The organism is Rhizobium sp. Pop5, assembly GCF_024721175.1.
In the GTDB taxonomy this organism is placed as follows: Bacteria; Pseudomonadota; Alphaproteobacteria; order Rhizobiales; family Rhizobiaceae; genus Rhizobium.
The window spans coordinates 1,352,181-1,369,769 of the sequence record NZ_CP099399.1; the positions used below are offsets into that span (position 1 = coordinate 1,352,181).

The window sequence follows — 17,589 nt, forward strand, 5'->3', positions numbered from 1 at the left end:
AATATGCTCACGAACCGTGCATAATATCTTCTTAGCGCGTAAAGAATGCAAGTACTTTGCACGCGTTTTGGGCCACACTTTGCGCAGTCAAAGTCCAGTCTTCGAGGAGGAGAAAATGGGCCCTTTCCCGCATGATGCGCCGCCGTCGGAAATCACCGCCGATAACCCGGCCGGCACCGACGGTTTCGAATTCGTCGAATTCGCTCATCCTGAGCCCGAAAAGCTCAGCGAGCTCTTCACACGCATGGGCTATATCGAGGTCGCCAGGCACAAGACGAAGGACATCACCGTCTGGCGCCAGGGTGACATCAACTATGTCCTGAACGCTGAAGCTGGCAGCCACGGCGCACGTTTCGTCGCCAATCATGGTCCCTGCGCCCCGTCAATGGCTTGGCGCGTTGTCGATGCCAGGCACGCCTTCGATCACGCCGTGTCGAAAGGCGCCGTTCCCTACGAGGGGGGCGACAAGGTGCTCGATGTCCCGGCAATTGTCGGCATTGGCGGCTCGCTGCTCTATTTCGTCGAGACCTATGGGGCAAAGGGATCAGCCTACGATGTCGAGTTCGACTGGCTCGGCGAGCGCAACCCGCGCCCGGAGGGGATCGGCTTCTATTATCTCGACCACCTGACGCACAATGTCTTCCGTGGCAACATGGACAAGTGGTGGGACTTCTACCGCAACCTGTTCAATTTCAAGCAGATCCACTTCTTCGATATCGATGGGCGTATCACCGGTCTGGTGAGCCGTGCCATTACGTCGCCCTGCGGCAAGATCCGCATTCCGCTGAATGAATCGAAGGACGATACGAGCCAGATCGAGGAATATCTGAAGAAGTATAACGGCGAGGGCATCCAGCACATCGCCGTTGGCACGGAGGATATCTACGCGGCGACCGATCGGCTTGCCGATAATGGTCTGCGCTTCATGCCGGGTCCTCCGGAGACCTATTACGATATGTCCTATGAACGGGTGAACGGCCATAGCGAGCCAATCGAACGCATGAAGAAGCACGGCATTCTCATCGACGGTGAAGGCGTGGTGAATGGCGGCATGACGAAAATCCTGCTCCAGATCTTCTCCAAGACCGTGATCGGCCCGATCTTCTTCGAATTCATCCAGCGCAAGGGCGACGAGGGCTTCGGCGAGGGCAATTTCCGCGCGCTTTTCGAGTCGATCGAAGCCGATCAGATCAAGCGTGGTGTCATCGGTACTGCAGCGGAGTAAACTCTCGAACAATCCCGCGCGTCCGAAAGGGCGCGCGGCGTTCAGGAGTTTTCGGGGAGGAGTTGAGCAATGGACCAGACATCGATCCAGGCTTCCGAGGGCGAAGCCGCGACAACAAACAAGCTGAGATATATGCCGGGGTTCGGCAATGACTTCGAAACGGAGTCGCTTGCCCGCGCCTTGCCGCAGGGCCAGAACAGCCCGCAGAAATGCAATTACGGTCTTTATGCCGAGCAGCTTTCCGGCTCGCCCTTCACCGCGCCGCGCGGGACGAACGAAAGATCCTGGCTTTATCGCATTCGCCCGAGCGTGCGTCACACCCGTCGCTTTTCGAATGCTTCCTATCCGTTCTGGAAAAGCGCGCCCTGCCTGGATGATCATTCGCTTCCGCTCGGCCAGCTCCGCTGGAATCCCATCCCGGCGCCTGATGAGAAGCTGACCTTTCTTCAAGGCGCGCGGACAATGACGACGGCAGGCGATGTCACAACTCAGGTCGGTATGTCGGCGCATGCCTACATCTTTAATGAAGACATGGTCGACGACTACTTTTTCAACGCCGACGGCGAGCTGCTGATCGTGCCGCAGCTCGGCGCTATCCGGGTGTTCACCGAGATGGGCATCATGGACGTCGAGCCTCTGGAAATATGCCTCATCCCGCGCGGCATGATGTTCAAGATTATGCGCAATGGCGAGCAGGCGGTCTGGCGCGGCTATATATGCGAGAACTACGGCGCGAAATTCACATTGCCGGATCGCGGGCCGATCGGCGCGAACTGCCTGGCGAACCCGCGCGATTTCAAGACGCCCGTTGCCGCCTTCGAGGACAAGGAACAGCCTTGCCGCGTGCATGTGAAATGGTGCGGGAAGTTCTATGTCACCGAGATCGGTCACTCGCCCCTCGATGTGGTGGCCTGGCACGGCAACTATGCGCCTTACAAATACGACCTCAGGACTTTTTCTCCCGTCGGCGCGATCAGCTTCGACCATCCCGATCCGTCGATCTTTTCTGTGCTGACCGCCCCGACCGAAGATGCCGGCACGGCCAATGTCGATTTCGTCATCTTTCCGCCGCGCTGGCTGGTGGCCGAGCACACTTTCCGTCCGCCCTGGTATCATCGCAACATCATGAGCGAGTTCATGGGCCTGATCCACGGTCAGTATGACGCCAAGGAGGAGGGCTTCGTGCCTGGTGGTATGAGCCTGCACAACATGATGCTTGCGCACGGGCCGGACGCGCTTGCCTTTGAAAAGGCATCCAATGCCGAACTCAAGCCCGTGAAACTCGATAATACCATGGCCTTCATGTTCGAGACCCGATACCCGCAGCAACTGACGAAGTATGCCGCCGAGCTTGAAACGCTGCAGGATGATTATCTCGAGTGCTGGGACGGCCTGGAGCGCAGGTTCGACGGAACCCCCGGCATCAAGTGATGGCATCCTCCGGCACTGGAATTGAGATATGAAGCTCGCGACTTTGAAGGACTCCACCAGGGACGGCCGGCTCGTCGTCGTGTCCCGCGATCTCACGCGCTGCTCCGAGGTCGGTCACATCGCCCGCACTCTGCAGGCGGCGCTCGATGACTGGGAGCATGTGGCTCCAAGACTTGAGCAGGTCGCCGAAGGCATCGAGACCGGCGCCCAGCCGACGACGCGCTTTCACGAACATGACGCCGCATCGCCTCTGCCGCGGGCCTATCAGTGGGCTGACGGTTCGGCCTACGTCAACCATGTCGAACTTGTGCGTAGGGCACGCGGCGCCGAGATGCCGGCAAGCTTCTGGACCGATTCGCTGATGTATCAAGGCGGTTCGGACGGATTCCTCGCGCCGCGCGACCCGATCCTGGCGGCCGACGAGGCCTACGGGATCGACATGGAGGGCGAGGTCGCCGTTATCACCGGCGACGTGGCGATGGGCTCCGGGCCGGAAGCAGCGCGCAACGCGATCCGCCTGGTGATGCTCGTCAACGACGTCTCGCTACGCGGCCTCATACCGGATGAACTGGCCAAGGGATTCGGTTTCTTCCAGTCGAAGCCCGCATCGGCATTTTCTCCGGTCGCGGTTACGCCGGATGAGCTCGGCGCGGCGTGGGACGGCGGCAAACTGCATCTGCCACTGCTCGTGAGCTTGAACGGTACGGCATTCGGCAAGGCGAATGCCGGCATCGACATGACCTTCGATTTCCGCCAGTTGATCGCCCATGCCGCCAAGACCCGCAATCTCGTCGCCGGCACGATCATCGGCTCGGGAACGGTTTCCAACAAGCTGGACGGCGGCCCGGGCAGGCCGGTGGAGGAGGGCGGAGACGGCTATTCCTGCATTGCCGAACTCAGGGTGATCGAGGCCATTGAGACCGGATCGACGAAGACACCCTTCATGCGGTTCGGGGATCGGGTTCGCATCGAAATGAAGGATCATGCCGGCCATTCCATCTTCGGGGCGATCGAGCAGACGGTCGAAAAATACGCGGGAGCCGGAGGGAAATGAGCGAGGTCGTTCTCTACGATTACTGGAGATCGTCCGCGAGCTACCGCGTCCGCATCGCGCTCAATCTCTTGGGCATCGACTATAAGACGGTCCCCGTCAACTTGCTGGAAGGGGCGCATCGGAAGCCGGATTATCTCAAGATCAATCCGCAGGGCTTCGTGCCGACATTGGTGATCGACGGGAGGATACTGACGCAGTCGTTGGCAATCATCGAGTACCTGGCCGAGGCCCGGCCTGAATGCGGATTGCTGCCACCTGACATCGTCGACCGCCAGAAAGTCCGCGCCCTCGCATATGCCGTCGCCATGGACATCCATCCGATCTGCAACATGCATGTCGTGTCGCATATCGCGACGATGACCGAGAAGGCTGACGCCCGCGAGGACTGGATGAAGCACTTCATCGCGAACGGACTGCGCAAACTGGAAGCCATGATCGGGGACGGCGATGACACATTCAGCTTTGGCGACGCGCCGACCATGGCGGACCTCTGCCTTGTTCCCCAGGTCTACAACGCTCGCCGCTGGGGCGTGGATATGACCGATTTCAAGCGCATCGACGACATCGACGGCAGATGCGCCGAACTGCCGGCCTTCCAGGCGGCGCATCCCGATCGAGCAGCAGAGAATTCATTGCCGGCAGCAACTCATTAGAGCGAGTCCGACGGCTGGACGGTGTGATTATGCGTCCCGCCATGAAGAGAATATCGCAGCCTGGCCCAACCGTTTTCCGGTTTCATCGATGAGCTGCCAGACGGTCACATTCTCGATCCAGAAACGACGTCCCGATTTCGCGATCCTGACACCACGCCCATTCTCGACAAAACCATCGCGCGTGACCGCATCCAGCAGCCGCTGACGCTCGGCCCGATCGGGCTGCTCGGCCGAAAGCCGCGAAGGCAGCGCGGTGAATTCCTCCCAGCTATATTCGAAACAGGTCTGCGCGGTCCGGTTCGCGTAGATGAAGCGCGGGTCGGGCTCGGTATTGTGAGCGAGAACCACGAAGGGCGCGTCATCGTAAAGCCAGTCAGGGCCTTGACCGCCGTGGAGGAGCGGACGGCCGACGATGCGGGCATAGCTTCCGGTGAGGAGGGAGAAGAAATCCGCGTCGTTCCTGAGGTCGAGGGCGTGATTGTCATAAATAGAGGTCACGGAATGTCTCTTTGGTCAAATGATCCGCTGCGATGTAGCCATGCCGATTGTTTTTCACGATGGGCAGGCAATCGCTTGTCCACTCGCCATTCAAACTCGAAACCTTTTCCTGAGAAAAGGCCGTGGTCGGAGCAGTCAAGGCAAGCAGACATATTCCGGCGTAGAGATAGTGAACCAGGGTCATCAGAGCCTCTCCCGATGGGGACTTCGAATTCCATGGACATAACAATATCGGCCCAATTATGAACGCTATGCTTGTGTTATGCGGCACGGCCCTATGGTGCGCTCAGTGACAAGGAATCGATCTTGTCGATGAAATCGCGAAAGGCGATCAGCCCGGTTCGCAAAATATAAGAGGCCCGGCTGCCCGGACCTCTCATGATGTTGTTTTCAGATATGAAGGGCAAGCTCAGCTATCAGCTGCACCCACTCGTAGCCCCACAAGTATCGCACTTCTCGCAAGTCCCATTCCTCACCATCGTGAAGTTCTGGCACTCCGAGCACATGTTGCCCGTATACCCCTGCATGATCGAGCGCTGGCGGCGTTCGGCTTCCATCTTCTTGGCTTCCGTCTTGGCCGAGGCAGCGTCGGCTGCGGCCTTGTCGGAGAAGAGGGCGGTTGCGTCGCTGGTAATTTCCTCGGTCACCTCTTCGGCAATCTCTTCCGCCAATTCCTTGGCTCGCTCCTCGTAATCGCGCTTGAAGGCGACGATTTCGGACGTGGAGATGGCAACGGTTGGCTCCAGCTTGCGGGCCGCGCTGCCGGCAAAGGCGGTCACGGTCCCGGTAGAGGCGGCGCGGGCAGGGGCGGCGGTTGCCGCACCCTTGGGCTCGCTAGCCTGGCGTTCGCTGCCGGTACCGGATACCAGCGTCGGCTTGTAGCCACGGGTCCAGCCGGTGGAAAGCAGGTTGGTCTTGCCTTCCTGGATGCCCTTGCCGAGCGCCGTATTCGAGAAATCCGACGTATCGACATGCGCGAGGTCATGGCGGCCGAGATAGGAGACGGCCAATTCGCGGAAGACGTAGTCGAGAATCGACGTGGCGTTCTTGATCGCATCATTGCCGATGACGATGCCGGCCGGCTCGAACTTGGTGAAGGTGAAGGCCTCGACATATTCTTCGAGCGGCACGCCGTACTGCAGGCCGAGCGAGATGGCGATGGCGAAGTTGTTCATCATCGCACGGAAGGCAGCGCCTTCCTTGTGCATGTCGATGAAGATCTCGCCGAGGCGGCCGTCGCCGAATTCGCCGGTGCGCAGATACACCTTGTGTCCGCCGACGGCGGCCTTCTGGGTATAGCCCTGGCGGCGGTTCGGCAGCTTCTCGCGTTCGCGCGAAACGCGTTCGACGACACGCTCGATGATCTTTTCCGTGATGGTGACGGCCTGTGCGGCGACGGGCGCCTGCAGCAGTTCCTCCAGCGCGTCCTCATCATCCTCGTCTTCGATCAGCGAGGCGTTGAGCGGCTGCGACAGCTTCGAGCCGTCACGATAGAGCGCGTTCGCCTTGAGGCCGAGCTTCCAGGACAGCATGTAGGCGTTCTTGCAATCCTCGACGGTCGCCTCGTTCGGCATGTTGATCGTCTTGGAAATCGCGCCGGAGATGAACGGCTGGGCAGCCGCCATCATGCGAATATGGCTTTCCACCGAGAGGTAGCGCTTGCCGATCTTGCCGCACGGATTGGCGCAATCGAAGACCGGCAGGTGCTCCTTCTTGAGGAAGGGGGCGCCTTCGAGCGTCATCGCGCCGCAGACATGGATGTTGGCGGCTTCGATGTCCTTCTTCGAGAAACCGATATGGTCGAGCAGGTTGAAGCTCATGTCGGCGAGCTGTTCGTCGGAAACCTTCAGCGTGTCCTTCAGGAAGTCGGCGCCGAGCGTCCACTGGTTGAAGACGAACTTGATGTCGAAGGCACTCTTCAGCGCAGCGTTGACGGCTTCCACCTTCTCGTCCGTGAAGCCCTTGGACTTCAGCGTCGAGGGGTTGATCGCCGGCGCCTGGTTCAGGTTGCCGTGGCCGACGGCATAGGCCTCGATCTCGGCGATCTGGCTTTCGGAATAACCGAGCGTGCGCAATGCTTCCGGCACGGCGCGGTTGATGATCTTGAAGTAGCCGCCGCCGGCGAGTTTCTTGAACTTGACGAGGGCGAAGTCGGGCTCGATGCCCGTCGTATCGCAATCCATGACGAGGCCGATCGTGCCCGTGGGGGCGATGACCGAAACCTGGGCATTGCGGTAGCCATGCTTTTCGCCGAGTTCGAGCGCCTTGTCCCAGGCCGACTTGGCATGGGCGGCGAGGTCCTGATCCGGATTTTCCGAATGGATCAGCGCCACAGGGTCGATCGAGAGCGCCTCATAGCCGGAGGTTTCGCCATAGGCGGCGCGGCGATGGTTGCGGATGACCCGCAGCATGCTCTCGCGGTTCGGCGCGAAGTTCGGAAAGGGGCCGAGTTCGCCGGCGATCTCGGCCGAGGTCGCATAGCAGATGCCGGTCATGATCGCAGTCAGCGAACCGGCGATGGCACGGGCCTCAGTGGAGTCGTAGGGAATGCCCGACGACATCAAGAGACCGCCGATATTGGCGTAGCCGAGGCCGAGCGTGCGGTATTCGTAGGAGAGTTCGGCAATGCGCTTCGACGGGAACTGCGCCATCATGACCGAGATTTCGAGCACGACGGTCCACAGGCGAACGGCGTGTTCGTAGTCGCCGATATTGATGCGCTTGGTGGCCTTGTCCTTGAACTGCAAGAGGTTCAGCGAGGCGAGGTTGCAGGCGGTGTCGTCGAGGAACATGTATTCCGAGCACGGGTTCGAGCCGCGGATCGGACCGCCGGCCGGCGAAGTGTGCCAGTCGTTCATCGTCGTGTTGAAGTGGATGCCCGGATCGGCAGACGCCCAGGCGGCATAGGAAATCGTTTCCCAGAGGTCGCGCGCCTTCAGCGTCTTCATGACCTTGCCGTCCTTGCGGGCGGTCAGCTTCCACTCGCCGTCATTCTCGACGGCACGCAGGAAGTCGTCCTTGATCGAGACGGAGTTGTTGGAGTTCTGGCCCGATACCGTCAGATAGGCTTCCGAATCCCAATCCGTGTCGTAGGTTTTGAATTCGAGATCCTTGTAGCCCTGGCGGGCGAACTGGATGACGCGCTGGACGTAATTTTCCGGAACCTGGTCCTTCTTGGCGGCGCGGATTTCGCGCTTCAGGGCAGGGTTCTTGGCCGGATCGAAGCAATCGCCGTTATCGCCTTCGCAATTGAAGCAGGCCTTCATGATCGCCTTGAGGTGCCTGGCGACGATCTTGGAGCCGGTGACGAGAGCGGCGACTTTCTGCTCTTCCTTGACCTTCCAGTTGATGTATTCCTCGATATCGGGATGGTCGATGTCGACGACTACCATCTTGGCGGCGCGGCGCGTCGTGCCGCCCGATTTGATGGCGCCGGCGGCGCGGTCGCCGATCTTCAGGAAGCTCATCAGGCCGGAGGAGCGGCCGCCGCCCGAAAGCTTCTCGCCTTCGCCGCGCAGCATGGAGAAGTTGGAGCCGGTGCCGGAGCCATACTTGAAGAGGCGGGCTTCACGCACCCAGAGATCCATGATGCCGCCTTCGTTGACGAGATCGTCCTCGACGGACTGGATGAAGCAGGCATGCGGCTGCGGATGTTCGTAGGCCGACTTCGACTTGGTCAGCTTGCCGGTGAACGGATCGACATAGAAATGGCCCTGGCCCGGGCCGTCAATGCCATAGGCCCAATGCAGGCCGGTATTGAACCACTGCGGCGAGTTCGGTGCGACGCGCTGGGTGGCGAGCATATAGGCAAGCTCGTCCTTGAAGGCTGCCGCATCTTCCTCGGAAGAGAAATAGCCGCCCTTCCAGCCCCAGTAGGTCCAGGTGCCGGCGAGACGATCGAAGACCTGGCGCGCATCGACTTCGGAACCGGTCTGCTCGTCCTTGGGCAGGTTTTTCAGCGCGGCATCGTCGGGAACGGAGCGCCACAGGAAGGAAGGAACGTCGTTTTCCTCAACCTTCTTCAGCCGGGTGGGAACGCCGGCCTTGCGGAAATACTTCTGGGCCAGAACGTCGGTTGCGACCTGAGAGAACTGCGCGGGAACATCGATATTCTCGAGGCGGAACACGATCGAGCCGTCGGGGTTCTTGATCTCGCTCGTCGCCTTACGGAATTCAATATCCGCATAGGCGCCTTGGCCGGCCTTCGTGAAACGACGTTCGATGCGCATAGTCTTGACCTCGCGTTGGCGCCCGGTCCCCGCGACCTCAAGCGCAAATTTCCTATCCGGCGGCACTTTTTCTTCGTGCAGCCAGCCTCGTTTCCGTATCGTGACAGGGGTGTCATCCGGAGAGATGTCCTTCCTGTATCTTGTGGTGATGGTGGCTGCAAACACTAAATATAGTATTAACAGCTTATTATCGCCAGTCCTGACGCCGCTTTTTTTGGAGGCTGAAAAACGCGCAAGGAATGTACTGGTCCTCAACCGTTTCCGGTACAAGGCCCTGGTCCTGCGTCCTGTTTTTCAAAAGGGAACCGGGCTCGTTACCTCCGGTCCTGTCGCCGCCGCAACATCAGGAATAGTAAAGTTTGAAACAGCTGATTCCGTCAAGGGCTGGCTTTTAATTGAATGGTAACCACAACATCTTGTGGATGCGCTTGTGGAGATTGGGGAAAGCCTGGGAGCGCTGAAATTACAATGGCTTGCAGGCGTTGCCGGCTAAGGAAAAAGGCGCAACCACAAAAAAGCGCCCTGCGGCAAATCTTGTGATGGCATTTTCGGAGCAAATGCGCATGCCGATCTGCCGAGGAAAATCCGCGGGCTTTCGAGGGGTGCCGGCAGCGGACAACCTCGCATTGCTCTCCGCCGCCAGGTTCGATGAGGAAACCTGCCGGCGAATTGCGAAAGAATTTCAAGCGGTAAATTTGAGGTTCGCGCGGTTGGCGATCAGCGGGCGCCCTTGGCGATCGGCTCCTGGTACGTAAAGCCCATATCCCAGGGGAAGTAGATCCAGGTATCCTGGCTGACCTCGGTGACGAAGGTATCGACGGTCGGCACGCCTTTCGGCTTGGCGTAGACGCAGGCGAAATGCGCCTTCGGCAGCATGGTGCGCACCTGTGCGGCGGTCTTGCCCGTATCCGTCAGGTCGTCGATGACGAGCACGCCTTCGCCCTCATTCTCGGTGAGCTCGGGCGCGATCCCCTTGAGCAGCACCATGTCGCCCTGGTTTACATAGTCATGATAAGAGGCGATGCAGACGGTCTCGATCAACCGGATGTTCAGTTCGCGTGAGATAATTGCAGCCGGCACGAGCCCGCCACGGGTGATGCAGACGATCGCCTTGAAGGTCTGCCCGAGGCCGGCAAGGCGCCAGGAAAGCGCGCGGGCATCGCGGTGGAACTGATCCCAGGAAACGGGAAAGGCTTTATCGGGAAGGGACATCGGGGCTGCTCCGCGGCATGATAGAGACGACGCGCCGTTTTCAGGCGACCGGACGGGCTGGAGCAGCAATCGGCGAAACGAAAAATCGCGCAGCCGAAACCGCGCGAGACGTGGCCGAGGCTCGAAGCCGTCATCGGTCGCCGCAATTAGCGGGATTTGCCGGCAAAACGCAAGAGCTACCGGTTATCGCGACAGCAAGGTCAGCGCCGTCATCGATTGCAGCAAGGTCTTCGTCGTGCCGCCGAAAATCGTCTGCCAGAGCCAGGAATGGGTGTAGGCGCCCATGACGAGAAGATCGATGCTGCTGTCCGAAAGCCGGTTTTCAATGACATGGGATGTGTGCTTGTCGATCCTCTCCGCCGTCGAAAGCGTCGTCTTCACGCCGTGGCGGGCAAGCGTCGCGGCGATCTCGGCGCCCGATGTCAACGGCGATTGCAGCGCCGTCTCGGCCGGATCGACCGAAAATATCTCCACCGCGTCGGCGGCTTTGAGGATCGGCAGCGCGTCGAAGGTTGCGCGCGCCGCCTCCTTCGAGCCGTTCCAGGCGATCAGCACGCGCCTGATCGGTTTCGGCTGGCGGATGATATAGGGGATCATCAGCACTGGCCGGCCGGTTTCGAAGAGAAAGCTGTCGACATCGACATGACTGTCGGAGGGGTTGGCCGGGTCGGCCTGCGAGGCGATCAGCAGGTCGGCGCTGCGCGCGCTTTCGATCAGCGGTGCGGATCCGTAACCGGTTGCCGTGGCAAAGCTGCGCCACTCCGAGGAAGCACTTGAAGCGTCCGCTTTCTCCCGAAAGATCCGCTCCACCGCGATCGTTTCGCTATGCGCCATGTCCTGCAGCGCCTGCACGGCAACAGGATCGGGAATTTCCATCGGCGCTACGAGCGGCACGGCAGAGACGGTTTCGGCATGCAGGCCGATCACATGGGCGCCGCTTTCGGCGGCGATGGCGAAGGCGAAATCGGCGACGGCGGCGCTATTGTCTGCCGTATCGAGAATGGCGAGAATGGTTTTGTAAGACATATCAATTCTCCTTGCGCTGAAATCGTTTGCGCGAGGGAAGGAATGCACCGGACCCTTCTCCTGTTCCTTGATGGCGATCAAGGACGGCCCCAAATTCCGGCGTTCCTCTCAAGCCTCGGCGGAATGGTTTTCGGCAATGTCCTTCCTTTGACGGATGGCCTCGATCATCGCATGCACATCGGCGCCGGCCGCATCGATCGCCGCCTGGGATCGGCCGCGAACGACGATCTCGGTCGAGAATTTCTGGCCGATATATCTGGGATAGGAACCGATGCTGGTTTCCGGATGTGCTTTCTGGATCGCCGTCAGCGGCGTGCCAATCTCGCCCTCGCCATAAGGGCAGGCGATGGCAAGCGAAAGCACCGGCATGCCGGTTCGAAGCGTCGGTAGCACATTGTCGACCATCGCCTGGAAGACCTGCGGCACGCCGGCCATGACATAAACATTGCCGATGATGAAGCCCGGCGCTGTCGAGACCGGATTGCCGATATGGAGAGCCCCCCGCGGCATGCGCGCCATGCGCTGGCGCGCTTCGGTGAATTCCATCTCGCGGCGTCGATACATCTCGGCAAGCAGCGTCATTGCCGCTTCGTCATATTCGCAGGGCAGGTCGAAAGCCTTCGAGATGGCATCGGCGGTGATATCGTCATGCGTCGGTCCGATGCCGCCTGATGTGAAGACGTAGTCATATTTGCCGCGAAGCGCATTTAGCGCCTCGACGATCGCCTCCTCGTCGTCGGCGACGATGCGCACCTCCTTGAGATCGATACCGGAAAGGGTGAGCAAATCGGCGAGGTGGCCGATATTCTTGTCCTTGGTGCGGCCGGAAAGGAGTTCGTCGCCGATGGCGAGCATGGCGGCGGTGACGATGTCGTGGCTCATGGAATGTTCCGTGATGTGAGGCTCATGAATAGGTAGCGCCCTTCGGCCGCTTTGCAAACAGGCGGCCGATGGTTCGTTTCGGTTGCATGAAAGAGACAAGTGAATTTTCGTCTATGGACAGTGAACACTGAGTTCTTCAAGGCTGGGCTGTGTTCGGCCATATCCGCTGATAGAAATTCTCATCCACGAAGTTCACCCCACTTTTCCAAGGAAGATAGAAGATGGCGAAGGTTCTCGTCCTTTATTACTCGGCTTACGGCCACATCGAAACCATGGCGTATGCCGTCGCCGAAGGCGCGAAGTCGGCCGGCGCCGAGGTCACCGTCAAGCGCGTCCCGGAACTGGTGCCGGAAGAAGTTGCCAAGGCTTCCTACTACAAGGTCGACCAGGCCGCTCCGATCGCCACCGTGGACGAACTGGCAGATTATGATGCAATCATCGTCGGCGCCGGCACCCGCTTCGGCACCGTCGCTTCTCAGATGCGCAATTTCTGGGATCAGACGGGCGGCCTCTGGTTCGCCGGCAAGCTCGTCGGCAAACTCGGTTCGGTCTTCACCTCCTCGGCAACCCAGCACGGCGGCCAGGAATCGACCATCCTCGGTTTCATCCCGACCTTCCTGCATCAGGGCATGGTCGTTGCCGGCCTTCCCTATGCCTTCCAGGGCCAGATGGGCACCGAGGAAGTCAAGGGCGGCTCGCCTTACGGCGCGTCCACCATCACCAACGGCGACGGCTCGCGCCAGCCTTCCGAGATCGAACTGGAAGGCGCAAAATATCAGGGCGCCCACATCGCCCGGCTCGCCGCCAAGCTCGCCTGATCTTTGATGCCTGAATGATAAAGGCGCGGCAGGCCTGAGCCCGCCGCGCCTTTTGCTTTGTCCCGCGACGGACCGGCGGCCATCGCTCCGCGCGGTGCCTGTAAACGAGGCGTCATTTTTACGCCTCGCGGCTCTTCCCATCGCCAATGACGCAAGTTATTGAAAACGCCGCAAGCGGGCGTGGCGAAACTGGTAGACGCAAGGGACTTAAAATCCCTCGGCCTTGGCTGTACGGGTTCGATCCCCGTCGCCCGCACCACCTTCATAATCCTGTTCAAATATGCTCGTATTTTGTGCATAAAAGCGGTTGACCCTTGACAAGGGCATTTTTGGTGCAAGTATTGCGCCGCGGCGGTTGAGTAAGTGTTGTCTTGTGGGAGTAAGACGATGGTTTACGATTGGAGTGGAACCAAGGTTCGGCGCATCCGCATCTTCAAGGCCAGTGTCGCACTTGTTCTGGGAACTGCGATGGCCGCGATCCCACTGCTCTTCTGGGCGATGCAATTGCGTGATTACTAGAGTGTCCTGAGCGCGTCCGGGAAGACGCGCTCAGGACACTTTATCACTTTCGGATCTTCACCTATCCCGAATTCGATTTTCGGGATGACACGGTCGTTTGCTGCTGACAACAATCAGCGTTCTGTGAGCGGCAGGGCGGTCGCTGCTTTCGTGTCGCGCCATCTGTTGATCACCCAACCGGCCAGAAGCCCCAGGGCCGCGCCCATTGCCTTGATGCCGGCGTCATGCAGGCGCGCATGGCGCGTTGGCGCGAAGTATTGCAGATATTCGATGGCGACCGCGCCAACGACCAGCAGCGCCGCCACCGTTTTCCATTGTTTCGGATAGGCGAGTGCAAAGGTGAGCCCAAGGATCACGTAGGCGCCGGCGCGGTCTGTATCGACCGTCGTGACCGTTTCCGGCCGCAGCCCGATCGGCGAAACGGTGACGAAGATGATGAAGGCGAGCAGCAGCCAGGCGAGGGGTCTTGCGAATTTGGAGATCATCATAGCTTCATATACTGGTCGGCTTTTTCATTGACAGTTAAAATCAGTTCATGTGCCGCCAATTTCGCGGGTTGGCTTACGAAAGATTTCCCGTAGCATAACCGGTTCGCGGAGCAAACGGATCCGACGGCGAACCGGAAACGGCCGAAGCGGGCTTTCTTTTGCCGGTCCGCCTGTGCCATAGCGGCGGTGGCTAATCGTGAGAATGGACGACACCCGTGACGAGACTTGATGTCGAAAGCGCCGAAGAGGCGATGCGCAGCCTCTTTCCGGCAACGCCGCTGCAGCTCAACGATCATCTCTCGGCCCGCTACGGCGCCGATATCTGGCTGAAGCGAGAGGATCTGTCGCCGGTGCGCTCCTACAAGATCCGCGGCGCCTTCAATTTCTTCCGCAAGGCGATCGGGCAGGGTGCCGCCGGAAAGATCTTCGTCTGCGCCTCCGCCGGCAATCATGCCCAGGGCTTCGCCTATGTCTGCCGCCATTTCGGCGTGCCGGGCGTCGTCTTCATGCCGGTGACGACACCGCAGCAGAAGATCGACAAGACCCGCATGTTCGGCGCCGAATTCATCACCATCCGGCTGTTCGGCGACTTTTTCGATCAGTGCTACCAGGCGGCGCGAGAGCATGTGGAAGCGGTCGGCGGCGTCATGGTGCCACCTTTCGACCATACGGATATCATCGAAGGGCAGGCGACGGTTGCCGCCGAAATCATGCAGCAGATGCCGGAAGGAACGGTGCCCGACATGGTCGTCCTGCCGGTCGGCGGCGGCGGACTTGCCGCCGGCATCACCGGTTATCTCGACGGCACGGTACCGAAATCCGCCTTCGTCTTCGCCGAGCCCGCGGGCGCGCCGAGCCTGAGGCGCAGCATCGAGGCGGGCGAGGTGACGACGCTTGCCAAGGTCGACAATTTCGTCGACGGCGCCGCCGTAGCGCGTATCGGTGACCTGAACTTCGCCGCGCTGCGCGATTTCCCGGCAAGCCAAGTGCAATTGATGCCGGAGAACGCCATCTGCGTCACCATCCAGGAGATGTTGAATGTCGAGGGTGTCGTTCTGGAGCCGGCCGGCGCCCTGTCGTTGACGGCAATCGCTGCGATGGATCGGCAGACGATCCACGGCAAGACCATCGTCGCCGTCGTCTCCGGCGGCAATTTCGATTTTGAGCGCCTGCCTGACGTAAAGGAAAGAGCCATGCGTTACGCAGGGCTGAAGAAATACTTCATCCTGCGGTTGGCACAGCGTCCCGGGGCGCTCAGGGATTTCCTCAATCTGCTCGGTCCCGACGACGATATCGCGCGTTTCGAATATCTGAAGAAATCAGCGCGCAATTTCGGCTCGATTCTGATCGGCATCGAAACCAAGGCGCCGGAGAATTTCGCCCGGCTGATCGGAAATTTCGAAGCTTCCGGCATGGGTTACGAAGATATCACCGAAAATGAGATCCTCGCCAACCTGATCATTTGACTTGGCGGAAACGCTGCCCTCGTGCTAAAGGCGGGTCATGGCTTCATTCATTTCAAATCTTTTTTCGATGTTCTCCGGCGGTGGAAAACCGGCAGCGGAAGCGGCGGGCCCCTCGGGCGAGCCGCAGCTTTACGGTGATTGCACGATCTATGCCGAGCCGCGTAAGGAAGGTGGCCAGTATCGCCTTGCCGGCCGCATCGAAAAGAAGGTCGGCGACGAGGTTTTGGTGCGCAATTTCATCCGCGCCGATATGTTTTCCTCCTCCGATGACGCGATTGAATGCACGGTGCGCAAGGCGCAGCAAATCATCGATCAGCACGGCACGTCGCTCTTTGGTGACGGCGAGAAGGTTCGTCAGGTCTGAAATCCGGATCACGGGCTAGACCTGGGATCGGATTTCGGCGGGAAATTCCCTACCTTTCAATCGTATGGCCTCGGCGCTCATTCGGTGCACGATCTTGCAAACCTAATCTTAAAGGATTGCGGTGAAAGCTATCGCCTGCAGGATTTGCAGGGCTCCCTCGTGTTTCACTTTTTCGGACGATCGACCAAAGGATCCGCCGTTGCGATCGCCGCGCCCGCAGAGTTCGGGGAGCGCTGGCCCGGAGGCAAGGTTTCGTAATGGAGACACTCAACCTTGCTCTCTTCGTCGTCGAGGCCGTCGCCTATTTCGTGCTGATGGTAATGCTTCTGCATTTCCGCAATCGGCTCGGTCTCGGGGTTTTTCTGACGGCGCTCGGCGTCATGCATTTCATGGAAACCTATCTTGCTGCGGTCTTCTACGTCTCGCTGCCGTTCGGAGACGTATCGCCGGGCTCATCCGTCTTCTTCTCCGGCAAGCTGATGATGATCCTGATGCTCTACCTACAGGAAGATGCCGCGACGGTGCGCCAGCCGATCTACGGCCTGTTCCTCGGCAACCTCTTGACCGTGAGTATCGCCTGGGTGCTGCAACTGCACCAGCCGCTGCAAATATCGCCGGATCACGCGCCCGACGTCGATTTCCTCAAGGAGATGGGCTGGCTGATGGTCTGGGGCACGGCGCTGCTCTATGTCGATTCGCTTGGCATCATCTTGCTTTACGAAAAACTCGGGGATTTCTTCCGCCGCCGCGTCGTCCTGCGCTTCATGGTCTCCGGCTTTGCGTTGCTGACCTTCGACCAGATCGGCTTCTTCGCGGCGCTGCATTATTTCCTTGATGTGCCGCTCGCCGCATTCTGGGGTGGCTGGAAGGCCAAGATGCTTGCCGTCTGCCTCTATGCGGCAATGTTTGCGGTCTATGAATATCGCATCCGCCGCGTCGGTTCTGCCGGCGCCGCACGCTCAATCAGCGATGTGTTCGGCGACCTGACGTTCCGTGAGCGCTACAACGACCTTCTGGAGCGGACGGGCCGTGACATGCTCACCGGCGTGTACGATCGCACGCGAATGGAGCTGGAGGCGCCGCTGATGCTGCGCGAGGCATTGAGGCAGGGGCTGTTCGCCACGGTGCTCATTATCGACGCCGATCACTTCAAGGACGTCAACGACGGCTATGGCCATCTTCAGGGCGACGAGGTGCTGAAGGCCATCGCCGCCCGGCTCGGCACGACGCTGCGTTCCAGCGACCGCGTCTTCCGCTTCGGCGGTGAAGAATTCGTCGCCGTCTGTCCCGGCACAAATCATGAGGAAGGGCTACTGCTTGCCGAACGCCTGCGCTGGACGATCGCAACCAGCGTCCAGACACCGGACGACAAGCCCGTGACGGTCAGCGTCGGCGTTGCGACCGCCGATGAGGACGGCACCAGCTTCACCACCGTGCTCTCGGCGGCCGACAGCAGGCTTTATTCAGCCAAGAAAAGCGGCCGCAACTGCGTCGTCGGCCGCTCCGGCGTGGTGAAAGTCAGCTAGCCCAGGCAAGCTTGTCTTGCCCAGGCGAGCCCCTTGCCCAGGCGAGCCGCTTGCCCCGGCAAAGCTCGTCTCTTCTGGTGGTAATTCCGCCTGCCCGACAGCTATTCCGTCAAAAATGGCGCGCTGCCTCTTGCGAACGAGTCGGCTCTGGATGCCGTCGATCAGATGCAATGCTCTCGTCGTGTGTGTTGGTGATGT

Annotated in this window: 17 protein-coding genes and 1 tRNA gene; 11 read left to right on the top strand and 7 right to left on the bottom strand. The window is 59.9% G+C overall.

Going from position 1 to position 17,589, the window contains the following annotated elements; all coding sequences use genetic code 11:
- Window positions 1–115: 115 nt before the first annotated feature.
- From hppD to maiA, 4 genes are all read left to right on the top strand, one after another.
- Window positions 116–1,225 carry a 4-hydroxyphenylpyruvate dioxygenase gene (gene hppD / locus NE852_RS08840; RefSeq protein WP_258156413.1) on the top strand — a complete coding sequence of 370 codons (1,110 nt, stop codon included), beginning with the start codon at window positions 116–118 and terminating at the stop codon, window positions 1,223–1,225.
- A 69-nt stretch (window positions 1,226–1,294) separates the two neighbouring features.
- Window positions 1,295–2,656: a homogentisate 1,2-dioxygenase gene (gene hmgA, locus NE852_RS08845; RefSeq protein WP_008527458.1), complete on the top strand. Its 1,362-nt coding sequence runs from the start codon at window positions 1,295–1,297 to the stop codon at window positions 2,654–2,656.
- 28 nt (window positions 2,657–2,684) lie between these two features.
- A complete protein-coding gene (locus NE852_RS08850; RefSeq protein ID WP_008527456.1) occupies window positions 2,685–3,710 on the top strand; it encodes a fumarylacetoacetate hydrolase family protein in 1,026 nt (341 codons plus the stop codon).
- Window positions 3,707–4,363 carry a maleylacetoacetate isomerase gene (gene maiA, locus NE852_RS08855; RefSeq protein WP_258156414.1) on the top strand — a complete coding sequence of 219 codons (657 nt, stop codon included), beginning with the start codon at window positions 3,707–3,709 and terminating at the stop codon, window positions 4,361–4,363. The genes NE852_RS08850 and maiA overlap by 4 nt, the downstream gene beginning before the upstream one ends.
- Before the next feature lie 27 nt (window positions 4,364–4,390).
- On the opposite strand, the gene NE852_RS08860 is transcribed toward maiA, so the two are convergent.
- From NE852_RS08860 to NE852_RS08870, 3 genes are all read right to left on the bottom strand, one after another.
- Window positions 4,391–4,861 (bottom strand): MEKHLA domain-containing protein, encoded by a 471-nt coding sequence (locus NE852_RS08860; RefSeq protein ID WP_008527446.1) that lies wholly within the window; start codon window positions 4,859–4,861, stop codon window positions 4,391–4,393.
- A complete protein-coding gene (locus NE852_RS08865) occupies window positions 4,845–5,045 on the bottom strand; it encodes a hypothetical protein (RefSeq protein WP_008527444.1) in 201 nt (66 codons plus the stop codon). The genes NE852_RS08860 and NE852_RS08865 overlap by 17 nt, the downstream gene beginning before the upstream one ends.
- A 232-nt stretch (window positions 5,046–5,277) precedes the next feature.
- On the bottom strand, window positions 5,278–9,090 hold the full coding sequence (locus NE852_RS08870; RefSeq protein WP_258156415.1) for a vitamin B12-dependent ribonucleotide reductase: 3,813 nt from the start codon (window positions 9,088–9,090) through the stop codon (window positions 5,278–5,280).
- A gap of 124 nt (window positions 9,091–9,214) precedes the next feature.
- Between NE852_RS08870 and NE852_RS08875 the strand changes: the two genes are divergently transcribed.
- On the top strand, window positions 9,215–9,496 hold the full coding sequence (locus NE852_RS08875) for a hypothetical protein (protein WP_037171649.1): 282 nt from the start codon (window positions 9,215–9,217) through the stop codon (window positions 9,494–9,496).
- Window positions 9,497–9,807: 311 nt separating this feature from the next.
- Here NE852_RS08875 and gpt read toward each other — a convergent pair whose 3' ends face one another.
- The 3 genes from gpt to NE852_RS08890 all read right to left on the bottom strand — a co-directional run bounded on the left by gpt (window position 9,808) and on the right by NE852_RS08890 (window position 12,210).
- Window positions 9,808–10,302, bottom strand: coding sequence for a xanthine phosphoribosyltransferase (gene gpt / locus NE852_RS08880; protein ID WP_008527439.1), 495 nt, complete (start codon window positions 10,300–10,302; stop codon window positions 9,808–9,810).
- A gap of 183 nt (window positions 10,303–10,485) precedes the next feature.
- A complete protein-coding gene (locus tag NE852_RS08885; RefSeq protein WP_008527437.1) occupies window positions 10,486–11,328 on the bottom strand; it encodes a universal stress protein in 843 nt (280 codons plus the stop codon).
- 108 nt (window positions 11,329–11,436) lie between these two features.
- A complete protein-coding gene (locus NE852_RS08890; protein ID WP_008527435.1) occupies window positions 11,437–12,210 on the bottom strand; it encodes a competence/damage-inducible protein A in 774 nt (257 codons plus the stop codon).
- A 221-nt stretch (window positions 12,211–12,431) separates the two neighbouring features.
- On the opposite strand from NE852_RS08890, the gene wrbA reads away from it, so the two are divergent.
- The 3 genes from wrbA to NE852_RS08905 all read left to right on the top strand — a co-directional run bounded on the left by wrbA (window position 12,432) and on the right by NE852_RS08905 (window position 13,547).
- The gene (gene wrbA / locus NE852_RS08895; protein ID WP_008527433.1) at window positions 12,432–13,028 is read left to right on the top strand and encodes an NAD(P)H:quinone oxidoreductase type IV; all 597 of its coding nucleotides are present in this window, start codon (window positions 12,432–12,434) and stop codon (window positions 13,026–13,028) included.
- A gap of 174 nt (window positions 13,029–13,202) precedes the next feature.
- A tRNA-Leu gene (locus NE852_RS08900) sits at window positions 13,203–13,287 on the top strand.
- Window positions 13,288–13,415: 128 nt separating this feature from the next.
- Window positions 13,416–13,547 carry a hypothetical protein gene (locus NE852_RS08905; RefSeq protein ID WP_008527431.1) on the top strand — a complete coding sequence of 44 codons (132 nt, stop codon included), beginning with the start codon at window positions 13,416–13,418 and terminating at the stop codon, window positions 13,545–13,547.
- A gap of 113 nt (window positions 13,548–13,660) precedes the next feature.
- Here the strand turns inward: NE852_RS08905 and NE852_RS08910 are convergent, their stop codons facing one another.
- Window positions 13,661–14,035 carry a VanZ family protein gene (locus NE852_RS08910; protein ID WP_008527394.1) on the bottom strand — a complete coding sequence of 125 codons (375 nt, stop codon included), beginning with the start codon at window positions 14,033–14,035 and terminating at the stop codon, window positions 13,661–13,663.
- A gap of 215 nt (window positions 14,036–14,250) precedes the next feature.
- On the opposite strand from NE852_RS08910, the gene ilvA reads away from it, so the two are divergent.
- From ilvA to NE852_RS08925, 3 genes are all read left to right on the top strand, one after another.
- Window positions 14,251–15,501 (top strand): threonine ammonia-lyase, encoded by a 1,251-nt coding sequence (gene ilvA, locus NE852_RS08915; protein ID WP_008527392.1) that lies wholly within the window; start codon window positions 14,251–14,253, stop codon window positions 15,499–15,501.
- 37 nt (window positions 15,502–15,538) lie between these two features.
- On the top strand, window positions 15,539–15,865 hold the full coding sequence (locus NE852_RS08920) for an HlyU family transcriptional regulator (protein ID WP_008527390.1): 327 nt from the start codon (window positions 15,539–15,541) through the stop codon (window positions 15,863–15,865).
- Window positions 15,866–16,122: 257 nt separating this feature from the next.
- Entirely contained in the window at window positions 16,123–17,391 is a 1,269-nt protein-coding gene (locus tag NE852_RS08925) for a diguanylate cyclase (RefSeq protein WP_008527388.1), read from the top strand.
- Window positions 17,392–17,589 lie beyond the last annotated feature (198 nt).

Coding starts and splice junctions, on each gene's coding strand:
- NE852_RS08910 (WP_008527394.1), bottom strand. CDS start 14,035: ATGATGATCTCCAAATTCGCAAGACCCCTCGCCTGGCTGCTGCTCGCC.
- NE852_RS08870 (WP_258156415.1), bottom strand. CDS start 9,090: ATGCGCATCGAACGTCGTTTCACGAAGGCCGGCCAAGGCGCCTATGCG.
- NE852_RS08865 (WP_008527444.1), bottom strand. CDS start 5,045: ATGACCCTGGTTCACTATCTCTACGCCGGAATATGTCTGCTTGCCTTG.
- NE852_RS08905 (WP_008527431.1), top strand. CDS start 13,416: ATGGTTTACGATTGGAGTGGAACCAAGGTTCGGCGCATCCGCATCTTC.
- maiA (WP_258156414.1), top strand. CDS start 3,707: ATGAGCGAGGTCGTTCTCTACGATTACTGGAGATCGTCCGCGAGCTAC.
- NE852_RS08875 (WP_037171649.1), top strand. CDS start 9,215: ATGTCCTTCCTGTATCTTGTGGTGATGGTGGCTGCAAACACTAAATAT.
- wrbA (WP_008527433.1), top strand. CDS start 12,432: ATGGCGAAGGTTCTCGTCCTTTATTACTCGGCTTACGGCCACATCGAA.
- NE852_RS08890 (WP_008527435.1), bottom strand. CDS start 12,210: ATGAGCCACGACATCGTCACCGCCGCCATGCTCGCCATCGGCGACGAA.
- hppD (WP_258156413.1), top strand. CDS start 116: ATGGGCCCTTTCCCGCATGATGCGCCGCCGTCGGAAATCACCGCCGAT.
- NE852_RS08920 (WP_008527390.1), top strand. CDS start 15,539: ATGGCTTCATTCATTTCAAATCTTTTTTCGATGTTCTCCGGCGGTGGA.
- gpt (WP_008527439.1), bottom strand. CDS start 10,302: ATGTCCCTTCCCGATAAAGCCTTTCCCGTTTCCTGGGATCAGTTCCAC.
- NE852_RS08885 (WP_008527437.1), bottom strand. CDS start 11,328: ATGTCTTACAAAACCATTCTCGCCATTCTCGATACGGCAGACAATAGC.
- NE852_RS08925 (WP_008527388.1), top strand. CDS start 16,123: ATGGAGACACTCAACCTTGCTCTCTTCGTCGTCGAGGCCGTCGCCTAT.
- NE852_RS08850 (WP_008527456.1), top strand. CDS start 2,685: ATGAAGCTCGCGACTTTGAAGGACTCCACCAGGGACGGCCGGCTCGTC.
- hmgA (WP_008527458.1), top strand. CDS start 1,295: ATGGACCAGACATCGATCCAGGCTTCCGAGGGCGAAGCCGCGACAACA.